Origin of the sequence: Pseudoalteromonas sp. SR45-6 (genome assembly GCF_014163545.1) — a bacterium.
Lineage (GTDB): Bacteria > Pseudomonadota > Gammaproteobacteria > Enterobacterales > Alteromonadaceae > Pseudoalteromonas > Pseudoalteromonas rhizosphaerae.
This window is the reverse complement of the sequence record NZ_JACJDM010000009.1, coordinates 41989-54782: the sequence shown is the minus strand read 5'-3', so window position 1 is coordinate 54782 and position 12794 is coordinate 41989. Positions and strand designations below refer to the sequence as shown.

14 protein-coding genes are annotated in these 12794 nt (G+C 38.8%); 9 read left to right on the top strand and 5 right to left on the bottom strand.

Features of this window, described 5'->3' with window-relative positions; genetic code table 11:
* Positions 1-12 precede the first annotated feature (12 nt).
* Together H5158_RS06540 and H5158_RS06535 are read right to left on the bottom strand one after the other, a co-directional pair.
* Positions 13-627 carry a DNA-binding response regulator gene (locus tag H5158_RS06540; RefSeq protein ID WP_182718062.1) on the bottom strand — a complete coding sequence of 205 codons (615 nt, stop codon included), beginning with the start codon at positions 625-627 and terminating at the stop codon, positions 13-15.
* The gene (locus H5158_RS06535) at positions 627-1727 is read right to left on the bottom strand and encodes a sensor histidine kinase (RefSeq protein WP_182739697.1); all 1101 of its coding nucleotides are present in this window, start codon (positions 1725-1727) and stop codon (positions 627-629) included. Before H5158_RS06535 ends, H5158_RS06540 begins: the two co-directional genes overlap by 1 nt.
* Before the next feature lie 310 nt (positions 1728-2037).
* Here H5158_RS06535 and H5158_RS06530 point away from each other — a divergent pair, with 310 nt between their 5' ends.
* The 4 genes from H5158_RS06530 to queG all read left to right on the top strand — a co-directional run bounded on the left by H5158_RS06530 (position 2038) and on the right by queG (position 6116).
* Positions 2038-2904: a DMT family transporter gene (locus H5158_RS06530; protein WP_149980630.1), complete on the top strand. Its 867-nt coding sequence runs from the start codon at positions 2038-2040 to the stop codon at positions 2902-2904.
* Positions 2901-3599 carry a glycerophosphodiester phosphodiesterase family protein gene (locus tag H5158_RS06525; protein ID WP_145236954.1) on the top strand — a complete coding sequence of 233 codons (699 nt, stop codon included), beginning with the start codon at positions 2901-2903 and terminating at the stop codon, positions 3597-3599. The genes H5158_RS06530 and H5158_RS06525 overlap by 4 nt, the downstream gene beginning before the upstream one ends.
* A 95-nt stretch (positions 3600-3694) precedes the next feature.
* The gene (locus tag H5158_RS06520) at positions 3695-4912 is read left to right on the top strand and encodes a methyl-accepting chemotaxis protein (RefSeq protein ID WP_149980629.1); all 1218 of its coding nucleotides are present in this window, start codon (positions 3695-3697) and stop codon (positions 4910-4912) included.
* A 70-nt stretch (positions 4913-4982) separates the two neighbouring features.
* On the top strand, positions 4983-6116 hold the full coding sequence (queG, locus tag H5158_RS06515; RefSeq protein ID WP_182718059.1) for a tRNA epoxyqueuosine(34) reductase QueG: 1134 nt from the start codon (positions 4983-4985) through the stop codon (positions 6114-6116).
* A 25-nt stretch (positions 6117-6141) separates the two neighbouring features.
* On the opposite strand, the gene H5158_RS06510 is transcribed toward queG, so the two are convergent.
* From H5158_RS06510 to H5158_RS06500, 3 genes are all read right to left on the bottom strand, one after another.
* Positions 6142-7272, bottom strand: coding sequence for a PleD family two-component system response regulator (locus H5158_RS06510; RefSeq protein ID WP_145236944.1), 1131 nt, complete (start codon positions 7270-7272; stop codon positions 6142-6144).
* A gap of 77 nt (positions 7273-7349) precedes the next feature.
* Entirely contained in the window at positions 7350-9332 is a 1983-nt protein-coding gene (locus H5158_RS06505; protein WP_182739696.1) for an ATP-binding protein, read from the bottom strand.
* A 75-nt stretch (positions 9333-9407) separates the two neighbouring features.
* Positions 9408-9896 carry a GNAT family N-acetyltransferase gene (locus tag H5158_RS06500; RefSeq protein ID WP_149980625.1) on the bottom strand — a complete coding sequence of 163 codons (489 nt, stop codon included), beginning with the start codon at positions 9894-9896 and terminating at the stop codon, positions 9408-9410.
* Positions 9897-10020: 124 nt separating this feature from the next.
* Here H5158_RS06500 and H5158_RS06495 point away from each other — a divergent pair, with 124 nt between their 5' ends.
* The 5 genes from H5158_RS06495 (at position 10021) to H5158_RS06475 (ending at position 12733) form a co-directional block, all read left to right on the top strand.
* Positions 10021-10593 (top strand): glutathione peroxidase, encoded by a 573-nt coding sequence (locus tag H5158_RS06495; protein ID WP_145236935.1) that lies wholly within the window; start codon positions 10021-10023, stop codon positions 10591-10593.
* 85 nt (positions 10594-10678) lie between these two features.
* The gene (locus H5158_RS06490) at positions 10679-10960 is read left to right on the top strand and encodes a peptidylprolyl isomerase (protein ID WP_145236931.1); all 282 of its coding nucleotides are present in this window, start codon (positions 10679-10681) and stop codon (positions 10958-10960) included.
* Between the two features lie 68 nt (positions 10961-11028).
* Complete coding sequence (locus tag H5158_RS06485; RefSeq protein WP_182718058.1) at positions 11029-11607, top strand: glutathione S-transferase family protein; 579 nt, start codon at positions 11029-11031, stop codon at positions 11605-11607.
* 17 nt (positions 11608-11624) lie between these two features.
* Entirely contained in the window at positions 11625-11975 is a 351-nt protein-coding gene (locus tag H5158_RS06480; RefSeq protein ID WP_145236925.1) for a DUF2750 domain-containing protein, read from the top strand.
* 77 nt (positions 11976-12052) lie between these two features.
* A complete protein-coding gene (locus H5158_RS06475) occupies positions 12053-12733 on the top strand; it encodes a hypothetical protein (protein WP_145236922.1) in 681 nt (226 codons plus the stop codon).
* Positions 12734-12794: the final 61 nt, after the last annotated feature.

The following is a 12794-nucleotide window of genomic DNA, read 5'->3' as shown; positions in this document are numbered from 1 at the left end:
CTTATTACGGCGTTATAACCAACCTTTTTGTTTGGCTATACGCGCTGCATCTACTCGGTTTATGGCATTTAATTTAGCAATAGCGTCTGATAAGTAATTACGTACCGTGCCCTCGCTTAAGTATAACCTTGCGGCAATATCGGCTGTTTTCAACCCTTCACTTGCGAGTTGTAATGCTTTTCGTTCTTTATCTGTCAGCGGATCAGTATCATCTAATGCGTTAATAGCAAGCTCAGGATCAATAACCTTTTGCCCGTGCATTACTTTTTTAAGCGCGCTAATTAATTCATCGCTCGGGGCTTCTTTTAAAATAAAGCCCTTAACGCCAGCACTTAAAGAACGCCTAATGTAACCCGCTCGCGAAAAGGTGGTCATAATAACTATTTTTATAGCAGGGTATTTTGATGCAATTTGCTCACTGAGTTCGATGCCGTTCATGCTAGGCATTTCGATATCGGTTAAAATAATATCAGGAAGAGAGTTACTGTCTAGCATGTTTATGGCTGTTAATGCATCTTGCCCGTTACTTGCTTGACCAATTACCTCAATATTAAAATCTAGACTTAATAATGCTGCGATTGCGTCGCGCACAAGCCCCTGATCTTCTACTAAATACACCTTGATCATTAGAACCCCTTCGCTGTTAAAGGCAGCATTACATTTAAACTAAAGTTATCCTCACAGGTAAATGTAGCCTTACCATCTAGCTGCTCTGCTCGTTCTTTAATGCCATTTAAGCCATTTCCAGGTTTTATTGAGCTACATGGTGCATGATCAATCACATTGATTATTAACTGCTGCTGATTTTGCGCTATGCTAACGATGCATTTCTTGGTGCTGCTATGGCGTAGTAAGTTAGTAACAGCTTCCTTAATAATAAGACTTGCGATACCTTCTACTTTTGCAGGTAACACATTTAACTTGACGTTAAAATCCGCCTCAAAACCTTGTTCGGTTAGCCTTTGTTTCAATTGGGAAATTTGACTCGCAAGATTGAGCTGTTTTAAATCACTGACAGCACTTCTCACATCACTCAATAGCTGCCTTGCAAGCTCTGCAACTTGGGCAATTTCAGTATTTGCTTGTGTGTAACGCTCACCTTGATTTAATTTATTAGCAAGCTCTGCTTTTAAAGCAATTGATGAAAGAGAGTGACCTAAAATATCATGTAAATCGCGAGCAATACGCTCGCGTTCAGCAATTGCTGCTAATTGCTCTAATTGCGTGGCGTTTTCTTGCTCGCGGATTTTATATTGCTGCTCTCTTTTTGCAGCTATACCGTAGCTAAATAAGGCCGCACATAAAATTAAAGATATAGCGAGAAAGTATTCTACTTTTGCAATATCGCCAATATATGCACTTAATAGAACAGTTAAAATGACCACTAACGCTGAAAAAATTCGTTGCAGTTTACTATATGCATAACCGACAATATAGGCAACGAAACCAAATAATGTCGGTGTGCCTGAGGTATAAAAAGTAGCACTAAAACAAACTAACAACATAGCAATAACTAACTTAGTAGTATCGGTATCTTGGCAATTTATTGCTTTTACATAGAGCATAATAAAAGCAATATATAAAGCTAAGGACATAAAAATGTTGTTTGCGGTTAAATTTGCAAAGTTAATCATAATTGGCAACAAATAAAAGCCAGTAAAAATTAAATGTCCATACTTCCAAAACCCTTTATCGATTTGCTCAGCAACCGTGTCAAGTGAACTCATACTAATACCCCAAGTGTATCGTTTTATTTATAATTATGTTTTTACTAAATAACACAAAAACACATAACAGCATAAAGTAACCGGCGTAAGTAATACTAAAACTATATATTTCAAAAAAATCGCTGATATATAAACTGATTAAAATTAAAGCATTCATAATTACCTCCAGTTGAATGTGATAACTATGCCAGCCGCTAAAAAAAATAAGAGTGTAAAATGTCATCAACTTTGCTGACATTTGTCATGTTTTAAAAATTTCACCTTATTATGAGCAGTGATAAGATAGTAAAAAATAGCAGAGCGAATTTACATGCAACCCCAACAACAAAGTTTAATTTATTTACATATTGCGGTATTACTTTTTGGTGGCACAGCACTATTTGCCAAATTAATAAATCTCAACGCATTAGATATCACAGTGTACCGCGCAGCCATCGCGGGTCTGGCTATTATGATATTGCTGTTATGGCAAAAAAAAGCAATTAAACTCAGCGGTGCTAAAGATTACTTAATTGCTTTGTTGTTAGGGGCTGCTGTAGGTATACATTGGGTCACCTACTTTGCTGGTATGCAAATGGCTGGGATTGCGGTTGGCATGATTGCATTTTTTACTTACCCTGTGATCACCGTATTTATTGAACCATTCTTTAATGGTAGTAAGCCCAAAGTAAACGATTTGCTCAGCGCAAGTGTAGTAATAACAGGGATCTATTTACTGACACCAAATGCAGATATGGGTAATGATGTCACCTTAGGCGTGGTAACCGGTGTTATTTCAGCATTTTTTTTCGCGTTTAGAAATATTGTTCATAAGCGATACTTTAGCCACTACGGTGGGCCACAAACTATGTTTTATCAAACATTAGTGGCTAGCTTGTTATTATGTGCTTTTATTGAAGTACCAGTGATTAATATATCGAACCAAGATCTAGGGTTATTGCTCGTCGCTGGCGTAATTTTTACTGCAACTCCGCACTCTTTATTTGCGGCAAGTTTACAGTATTTATCAGCATCAACAGCGGGACTTATTTCTTGTTTACAGCCTTTATATGGCACATTTTTAGCTTTTTTGCTGTTGCATGAACAACCTTCACTACAGACCCTGCTTGGCGGTGCTTTAGTGATTAGTGCAGCATTTTACGAAACATGGTCAGTTACTCGGAAACACACATTATGATAAAAGTTTTTGCTCATCGGGGCGCCAGTGGCACTTATCCAGAAAATACCCAGAGTGCGATAACCGCAGCAGTCGAAATTGAAGTCGATGGTATTGAAGTCGATGTACAAAGCTGTTTGGATGATTACATGATCATCCATGATACTTGGCTAGATCGCACCACCAGCGGCCGCGGCAAAATAAATAAACTTACCCGAGAGCAAATTCAATGTTTTGATGCCGGCAATGGCGAATTTGTCCCAACCCTACAGCAAACTATTGATTGGACAGCCAATAAAGTGCTCTTAAACCTTGAGTTAAAACACACTTTCTCGTTGGATAAATTTGTTGAGCTGATTGAGTTAAATATCGTTAATAACAAACTATCTCAGGATATGCTGTTAGTCTCTTCATTTGATCATCATCAATTAATGTGGCTTAAACAGAAACTACCTTGGCTAAAAATTGGCGCGTTAACGGGCTCCATTCCTATCAACTATGCCGAATTTGCCCAGCGCTTACAGGCGTTTAGTATTCATGTTGATAAAAACTTTATTAACCATGAGTTTGTCGCGGATGCCAAACAACGCGGCTTACAAGTTTATGCGTACACGGTTGATAAACAAGAAGATATTGAGTTAATGCTGAGTTTTGGTGTCGACGGAATTTTTACTAATTATCCATGCAACACGAAAATGATTTTAAACTCACTGTAGTTATCAAAAATAGCTGCCGTTCATCCTATATTCTTGAATTAAAGTGAATTTGAACGATACTGAGTAAAACAATACTACAGCCGAGCGGGCAATTGATGAGTGGGTATATGCGTATTTATAATTTTATAGAACAAAGCTTCTTTTTTACTTTAACCCGAAAGATTGTTGGCAACCTTAGCTTTGTATTTATTTTCCAAGCTATTACTTTGATTTGGTTATATAAAAGTCTAACTACGCAAGACGCAGACACTAGCCTATTTTGGTTACTCACGGTGATTATTATTGCCGGCTTTGCCTTTACACTCTTTTACATGCGCTTTCTGATCGTGCGCCCAGTTACGGCAATGCGCGATACATTAATAAAAATTAACCGCCAAGATGCAAACTTAGCAGCTAAACTCCCCCACTTTACCTATGATGAATTTCGTGAGATCAGCCAACAGTACAATACCTTTACTGATCATCTAAGCCAATTGCTCGCTACCACTTACCAAAGTTCGCAGGCCAGCGCACAAAGTAATAATCAAGTGACTGAGTCAATGCAACATACGGCGCAGCTAAGCGAACAACAAATTGATTTTAGCCAAACAATAACCGCAGCCAGTAATCAAATAACTGATAGTCTGCAAAGTATCGTTACCAATACCGATGATGTTCATCAAGTAAACGCAGAGCATTTAAACTTTGTTACACACTCTGCACAAGAACTCACAAAACTAGTCACTCAAGTTAAATCGATTAGTCATGTATTGAGCAGTTTTTCAGAAACGATTTCTGGCTTAAAACAAAACAGCGAGAATATTCGTAGCATCCTGAAAATGGTTGAAGAGTTTTCAGATCAAACTAATTTGTTGGCGCTCAATGCTGCAATAGAAGCCGCTCGTGCGGGTGAAGCAGGTCGTGGTTTTGCGGTTGTAGCAGATGAAGTAAGAACTTTATCGGTTAAAGTAAGTGATGCAACTCGCCAGATCAGCGATTTCATCAACCAAATGGATTCTTTAGTAAATCAAACAAATAAAGAATCTGAGCAACTTGTCAGTTATTCACATAATGCAGAAACAACCATTAGTAATACATCCCATGGATTTACCGATCGGCTTGTTGAATTTGAACACAATCAACAACAATTACAGCAAATTGTAAGCGCTGTGCACTTACTCGAACAGACACAAAATCAAACTCATCAATCAGTTGAACAAATCGTTGCGTTAGGCAGCCAAGCAAAAGCACAAATTGATGTAGCGCTAGGTGATTGTCAATTATCACAACAACTAAGTGAGCAAACTCTGCAGCAGTTAAAGCGTTTTGTCTAAGCGCAAGCGTTTTAACTGTGCTGTAAATATGTTAAATTGCGTCGTTATTTTTTCTTAATGATGTACCCATGTGAGTAGCTCAATATCCGATCACACGCAGTTAGCCCTTGATATAAAACAGTGGGGTAAAGAACTTGGCTTTGCTGAAGTTGGCATCACTGACATTGATCTAAGCAAACACGAAGCACAATTACAGCGCTGGCTTGATTTAGGCTATCACGGCGATATGGAATATATGGCCGCTCATGGTATGAAACGCGCTCGCCCTGCGGAGCTAGTCCCAGGTACTGTGCGGGTTATATCTGTAAAAATGAATTACCTGCCCCCTGATGCAAGCTTTGCTAAAACCCTCAAAAATACCGATAAAGCGTATATTAGTCGTTATGCGTTAGGGCGTGATTATCATAAACTGATGCGTAATCGATTAAAAAAATTAGGTCAAAAAATTGAGCTGCAAATCGCTCAATTAGGTTATCGGCCATTTGTTGATTCAGCACCAGTATTAGAACGTCAACTTGCTGAAAAAGCAGGTTTAGGCTGGCGTGGAAAACACAGCTTGCTAATCAATAAAGAAGCCGGTTCTTGGTTCTTTTTGGGTGAGTTATTTGTTGATATCCCTTTACCAATTGATAAGCCCAATGAGTTTGAGGGATGTGGAAAGTGCGTTGCCTGCATTACTTTATGCCCTACCGGCGCAATTGTAGAGCCTTACGTGGTGGATGCACGCAAGTGTATTTCTTATCTTACTATTGAGCTGCAAGGACCAATCCCTGAGCAATATCGCTCACTATTAGGTAATCGCGTTTACGGCTGTGATGATTGCCAATTAGTTTGCCCATGGAACCGCTACGGGCAAATTACCGATGAAGCCGACTTTCACCCACGAACACAACTAAAAGATAAAGATTTACTTGATTTATTTAGTTGGGATGAAGCCACCTTTTTAAAAAATACCGAAGGCAGTCCGATCCGTCGAATTGGTCATCAGCGCTGGCTACGAAATATTGCTGTAGGTTTAGGTAATGCGCAATTTAGCCAATCGATCGTTGACGCACTCAGTGCCAGCTATGATCAATCAACCGAGTTGGTAAAAGAACATATAGAGTGGGCGCTTAAGCAACAACACTCAAAACAAGATAAGTTGCTAAGAAAAACCGCCCGTTTGATACGTATCGTAGAAAAGGGCTTACCAAGAGATGCGTAGCTTCACACCCCTTGATTATTTACTGTTACTTTTTCAATAAGATAGACAGGTCTTGCTCAATTTCATGAAAAGCTGCTTTCACCCCCTGTACAGACTCTTCACGGGCAACTGATTTTTGAATTGCTTGATCTACCTTCTGATAAATAAACACTTCTTGATCTTCGTCTAGCCCCATTGATGGGATCCGCTCTTCTAACTCTTCTTGTAAACGCTTGAACACCGCTTCATTACTCTGACGGTTTTCATTTAACAGCTCAATTAAGCCATGAAACTTGCTATTAACCATAGTAATTGCATCATTTAGCTTTGTTTGCTGCGACTGTAAAGCTTCACGGGTCATGATTGCGCGTAGCTGTTGCTCCGTGACACTGACAATAAAGCACACATGATCTCGGATCCGGCCATGCTTATCAGGATCGTGATCTGGCATATTTAAAATCAATAAACTAATTAATTCATAATTAACTAAGATACGATGGGAAAATTCATGTAGCCGCCCCTTATTTTTGAGCATATCAAACAATTCAATTACAATCGGCGAACACGTTCCATTTAGGGCAAAGTGGTCAGGAGCATCAATATTAGCTCTAAACTCAACATTACTTTGTAAATCAAACGATCTTAAACAATGAACTAAGGCTTCACCCAGCGCTTTAGTATTGTTAATCATACCAATGCTCTCAATATAATTAACTATTTGCCCCATTTCACTACTGTTAGCCATGGCATTAAATGCAGTGGATGTGGCTTCTTCAACTTGCTGTTCTAACGATTCTTTTTCAATCAGTACTTGGTTAAGAATTTTCAGTTTCGATTTAAGTTCGTCCTGTCCAAATGGCTTAACAATATAATCTTCTGCACCGACTGCATACCCTTCCATCCGCTCTTCGACAGTGCCTCTGGCTGATACGAACATCACGATAATATTTGCAGTTCTGGGATTGGCCTTTAGTTTTCTACATACTTCATAACCATTCATTTGTGGCATACTCACGTCGAGTAAGATTACTTGCGGCGCAAACTCTTCCACTGTGCTGAGGCACTCAGGACCACTGCTAACCATCTTTAATTCAAAATCAAGATCCAACAATATCTCTTCTATAATTTCTAAATTAAAAGGCTCGTCATCAACAGCTAATATTCTCGTTAAAGGCATAATTATCATCCATTTCATAATTCATATTAATAGTTTAGTCATAAAAAAAACTCTTACCAGTCAAGCTAAGTAATTTCTTATTGAGTAGCAGAAATTTTTATTTCTAATGGCAGAGCTATACGAATCGTCGTGCCTCCTGAGCTGTTGTTATGAGCAGAAATAACACCTTTATGTAATGATACAAATTCACGACACAGAGCTAAGCCAAGCCCCGTTCCGCCAGCACCATTATTGGTTTTACTACTTTGTACAAATTTTGAGAACACATGTTCAAGCTCATCATCGGGGATCCCTATACCACTATCAATCACTTCAATAATTGCCTGCTCTTGCTGCTTAATTAAAACGACTTCAATACAGCTATGCGGATCACTAAACTTCAACGCATTGCCGAGGATATTGCGTAATAATTGATTTACTTGCTCTTCATCACAGTCAATTATAAGAGGCGGTTTTTGTGGTAAGTACTTCACTTCAATATCTTTTTCCATAGCAGTACCTGACACATCATCAATACTGGTTTTAATAATATTATTAAGATTGTGTGGGTGAGGATTAAAAGGGAATTTACCAACATCGAGTTTAGATAAGTCGAGTAAATTATTAAGTAATGAGAGCAGCCGCTCGCCACTACACTCAATACGAGATAAATATTTCTGTAGCTTTTCAACTGAAATATCATCTCTGCCGAGTTTATCTAAACCAAAGCGGGCAAAACTTAATATTGAATGCATTGGAGTGCGTAATTCATGGGACATGTTAGCAAGAAACTCTGATTTACTGTGATTTGCTGCCTCAGCGATATTTTTAGCGTCTTCAAGCTGTGATGTTCGGGCACGTACTTGCTCTTCAAGCATATCTTTTGCTTCGAGTAATAGCTCCTCTTTGAGCTTAAGGTGAGTAACGTTTTTAAAAATAACCGCAAGTGCAATATCACCATGATGATCTATCTCATTGAATGAACCAACTAATGGAATGGCATCTTCGCCTTCCATTGGCAGATACACGTCACAACTAAATTGACGATTTTTATTTAACGTCGCTATTTTTTCTTTGATTTGCTCAACAGACGTTGCATCCAATAAAGTAAATACTGAGCTGCTTTTCAGTGCTTTTGCCGATAACCGAAATAGTTTAGAGCAAGCATCGTTTGCTTCAATCACTTCACCATTGCGCTCAAATAACATAATCGCATCAGGTGTGTGCTTATAAATGACACGTAACAAGCTATCTTTTTCAATAAGTGCATCAACGGTATCTTGTAGGCGTTCAACTAATTCAGTGTTATGACGTTTTAATAACTCCGTTTGCCAAAGTTTATGCACCGATTGCAGTAACATATTTTCATTAATTGGTTTAACTAGTACGTCTTCCACCCCTTGGCGAATAGCTTCAATCATCGACACTTGATTTGGTTTTGAGGTAAATAGTAAACAACGACATTGCGGATATAATACTTTGAGGGCGGCAAATACTTCTAAACCAGATCCATCAGGCAAGCTAAAATCGCTCAATAGCAGATCAATTTCATGTCCTTGTGTTTGGCTAATCGCAGAGCTAATGCTATTAGCTGTAATCGTTTTAATATGAGCACCTAATAGACTATTTGCTATTTTTTCAAGCCGCTGCGGAATATGGTCAACCAACAATACCGTTGGTAATACTAAAACACTATCGGAGCCAAGCTCTAACACACTCTCTAATAAGGTGCTGATCTCTTTATTCGCGAAGAAGGGATAAATCACCAGAGCATTTGGCGCCAGTCGATTAAGCTCACTAAATAAAGATAGTTGTTCGCTGTTTTCAACTTTAGGTGCAAGCAGTAAAAAGCGCTCTTGACTGACCTGTGTTACTAAAAAACTTGCGGTAGCCACTGGAACACCATGTGCAATAGTCACTAAATCATAAGAACTAAACGCAGTACATTCCTGTAGCATTGAAAAGTGGATCAATTCAACTTCACAGCCAATCAATTCAAGCAATACTTTTATCCGCATCGCTAAAATACTATTGCTATCAACGATCAATATTTTCCGCACAGCTTTGACTCCGCTTTTCATCAACTTAACATGATAAAAGCGTAGTCTAAGTTTTCTGCATTAACACCATCTAAAGGATTATTTTTAGTCGTATATCTACCCTAAATGCTTACCTAAGATAGTTAAGCTGTAGTGATTGTCGTCCATAATAGCCACATTAGGTAACTTTCCCCATTGTTGATAACCAAAGCGCTCGAACAATTTAATACTCGGTATATTATGACTAAATATAAATGCTAGTAGCACTTTAATATTTAATGGCTTAGCTTGCTCTTGGGCAAAAGTAAGTAAGCGTTTGCCAAGCCCTTGGCCTTGTGCAAATGCGGTAATATAGATACTGATTTCTACCGTTCCATCATAGGCTGGACGACCATAAAAAGATTTATAACTAAGCCAAGCTATCACCTTCGAGTCTTGCTCATAAACGTAAATAGGCCGCTGCTCGGTATGGCTATTAAACCAACTTTGCTTGTCTGCTATGCTTACTTGTTCAGTGTCGGCTGTAACCATTCTACTTGCTATTGTTTCATTATAAATTGCAACTATGGCGGCTAAATCATTACTATTTGCTAATCGTATTGTCATTTTGTTTTTAGCGGTTGTTGATCACTTCATTGCATAGTAACGTATGAGTTAAAGTCACACTACTGCAAAATAAACGGTAGACTACCATCCAGGGTGATCAGCCACAACAAGTTAAGGAATCGGTATGTTTAAAAAATTATTATTATGCTGCGCAATACTCAGTTGTAGTGTTTATGCACAGCCAGAGCAAACAAGCCAACAGCAGGTTGAGGATACGTCATGTGATGATTTCACTAATGTTACTATGCGCAAACTTCGCTCAAAAGAGAGTATTAATTTATGTCAATTCAAGAATAAACCCTTATTGATCGTCAACACGGCAAGCAACTGCGGTTTTACGCCACAGTTTGAAGGTCTTGAAGCGCTATATCAAAAATACCAAGATCAAGGTTTAGTGATACTGGGATTTCCTTCTGATGATTTTTTCCAAGAAGAAGATGACGAAAAAGCCACAGCTAAAGTCTGTTTTGTAAATTACGGTGTGACCTTCCCGATGTTTGCCACCAGCGAAGTCAGAGGTAGTGATGCCAATGCTATATTCAAGCATTTAAATGCCCAAACGAGTTCGCCAAATTGGAACTTTTATAAATACCTTGTATCTGCAGATCGCAAACAGGTTGAACGTTTTAATAGCAAAACCAAGCCAGATTCAGACAAGTTAGTTAAAGCAATAGAACAAGCAATTTCAGATATTTAATTTTATACTGGTACAAGTAGTTATTATTGAACTAGAATAACGTAAGATTTGATTGAAAAAACACCACCTTGAAACGGGAGATTTTATGACAGTGGCAAGTGCAAGACACATATTAGTAGACAGCGAAGCGCAGTGCTTAGATTTAAAAACCAAGATTGAACAAGGCGAAGATTTTGCTGAGTTAGCTAAGGCACATTCAAACTGCCCTTCAGGTCAGGATGGCGGTGCATTAGGTGAGTTTGGTCCTGGTATGATGGTTCCTGAATTTGATAAAGTGGTTTTTTCAGCACCGATTAATCAAGTACAAGGTCCTGTGCAAACTCAGTTTGGCTACCACTTACTTGAAGTGACTAGTCGTACAGAATAACGTTGGTTTTATTACTAACCTAAAAGAAAGCCGCCTCTGCGGCTTTCTTTTTATCCTAAGGAAAGCACATGCAACTATTAGGCTCAACAACTTCGCCATTTGTACGCCGCATTCGTATTTGGGCACTGTTAAATCAATGCAGTCTTGAGTTTATCAACTTAGATATTTTTTCAGACACTGATCGTCAGCTAATGATACAAAATAATCCAGCCCGAAAAATTCCAGTACTAATCACTAAGCAGCAAACCTTGGCTGATTCAAATAACATCATCCGCTTTTTGCTCGAACAACACAGTCAAACTCGTCTGAATTGGCAACAAGAGCACCTACTAACAATCATTAATGCATGCAATGATTCGCTGGTTGAGCTATTACTTTGTCAGCGTTCAGGATTCGATACGCAAGATGATAAATTATTTTTTAATCTACAAAATGAACGCATTGCTGAAACATTAAGCTATTTAAATAACCATTTTGCAGATGCAGGATTTAAAAGCTGTGAATACCTGTGCATCAGTTTATACTGCTTACTTGATTGGATTTGCTTCCGCGAGTTAACGGATCTAACGGCACATACCGAGTTAATGAAGTTCTATTATTCATTTGCTCAGCAACAGGCAGTGCAGCAAACCGATCCACGTAATTAACATTTAAGGGTAAACACATGAGTGATATCGAAATTGAATCAGAACTAGTTAGTTTTGTTGAAAAAGTACGTCAAAGTGAACAAATCTGGGCGCTAGGTGCTGAAGATGGCGGTTTTGTGGTTTGTGACTCTAACCAATTTGAAAACACCGATGTACTACTATTGTGGGAAAGTGAAGCAACAGCAAAAGCCCAGTGTAAAGAAGAATGGGCCGATTACAGCCCACTGCAAATCACCTTGGATGAATTTTTAGATGACTGGGTTGAAGATCTAAAAGAAGATGACGCACTGGTTGGCCTAAACTGGAATGACGACCAAGTATGTGTTGAAATCGAGCCGGTTGGATTAGCACGCGCACTAAGCGAATAAGCATTATTTAACATTGCTTTACTGCGCTGGTTTATTTGCTATAAACTAGCGCAAATCTTTACTTTCAGGGTATTACGTTGAAGTCCCATCTTGGTCGCCGCCCTTTTTCCGCTATGGAATTACATACGCTTTACCATGGCTATATATATGGTGATCAACGCTTACCTCGCGAACAGCCGAAACACTGGCATTTTTGGCTCCCTTTAATCGCTTATTACAGTGGAGCTTACAGTGATGAAATTGGCCACTTACAACTGTGCGATATTGTTGAACATCAACAGATCCTTTGTTTTCATTTCCATACCCACGGCAAGATAAAAGCCCGTATTGTGCCTATCCATCAAGCACTTTTTGATGCTGGCTTAAACGAGTATATCGCAGCAGTTAAACAACAAGGACACAATCGCCTATTGTTTGACTTACCAGCTAAATCAGGTCGCTATAGCGAGAAAGTTCGCATTTGGTTCTCTGGTGAAGGAGAGCGTGCCGGCTACTTACAAAAGTGTGATATTCCCAATATCGATCAACTTGGTATGAAAACCGCTGTCAGCAGTCTCAGGCTCAATTTTGAGCAGCAAATCCGCATTTATGCAATTCAAGCAGGCAATAAAGATGCTTTTAATTATCTGCTGGGTTTTAATGAATATGAATTGACTGAATTTAGCGATGTAATCACCCTTAATCAGATCTGCCAACAAATACGCGTGATCAACCAGCACATTGATTGGCACCGCTTTAATCAGCGCCACACCATTTGACAAACTTTGTTACCAACTAGCTCATTACTCACTGCTTAAAAACTGTTAGGATAACTGTGCA

What these genes read in the sequence shown, in the direction of transcription:
- H5158_RS06535 (WP_182739697.1), bottom strand. Translation starts at nt 1,727, where the DNA reads ATGAGTTCACTTGACACGGTTGCTGAGCAAATCGATAAAGGGTTTTGG.
- H5158_RS06520 (WP_149980629.1), top strand. Translation starts at nt 3,695, where the DNA reads ATGAGTGGGTATATGCGTATTTATAATTTTATAGAACAAAGCTTCTTT.
- H5158_RS06490 (WP_145236931.1), top strand. Translation starts at nt 10,679, where the DNA reads ATGACAGTGGCAAGTGCAAGACACATATTAGTAGACAGCGAAGCGCAG.
- H5158_RS06530 (WP_149980630.1), top strand. Translation starts at nt 2,038, where the DNA reads ATGCAACCCCAACAACAAAGTTTAATTTATTTACATATTGCGGTATTA.
- H5158_RS06540 (WP_182718062.1), bottom strand. Translation starts at nt 627, where the DNA reads ATGATCAAGGTGTATTTAGTAGAAGATCAGGGGCTTGTGCGCGACGCA.
- H5158_RS06480 (WP_145236925.1), top strand. Translation starts at nt 11,625, where the DNA reads ATGAGTGATATCGAAATTGAATCAGAACTAGTTAGTTTTGTTGAAAAA.
- H5158_RS06495 (WP_145236935.1), top strand. Translation starts at nt 10,021, where the DNA reads ATGTTTAAAAAATTATTATTATGCTGCGCAATACTCAGTTGTAGTGTT.
- H5158_RS06500 (WP_149980625.1), bottom strand. Translation starts at nt 9,896, where the DNA reads ATGACAATACGATTAGCAAATAGTAATGATTTAGCCGCCATAGTTGCA.
- H5158_RS06510 (WP_145236944.1), bottom strand. Translation starts at nt 7,272, where the DNA reads ATGCCTTTAACGAGAATATTAGCTGTTGATGACGAGCCTTTTAATTTA.
- H5158_RS06505 (WP_182739696.1), bottom strand. Translation starts at nt 9,332, where the DNA reads ATGAAAAGCGGAGTCAAAGCTGTGCGGAAAATATTGATCGTTGATAGC.
- H5158_RS06525 (WP_145236954.1), top strand. Translation starts at nt 2,901, where the DNA reads ATGATAAAAGTTTTTGCTCATCGGGGCGCCAGTGGCACTTATCCAGAA.
- H5158_RS06485 (WP_182718058.1), top strand. Translation starts at nt 11,029, where the DNA reads ATGCAACTATTAGGCTCAACAACTTCGCCATTTGTACGCCGCATTCGT.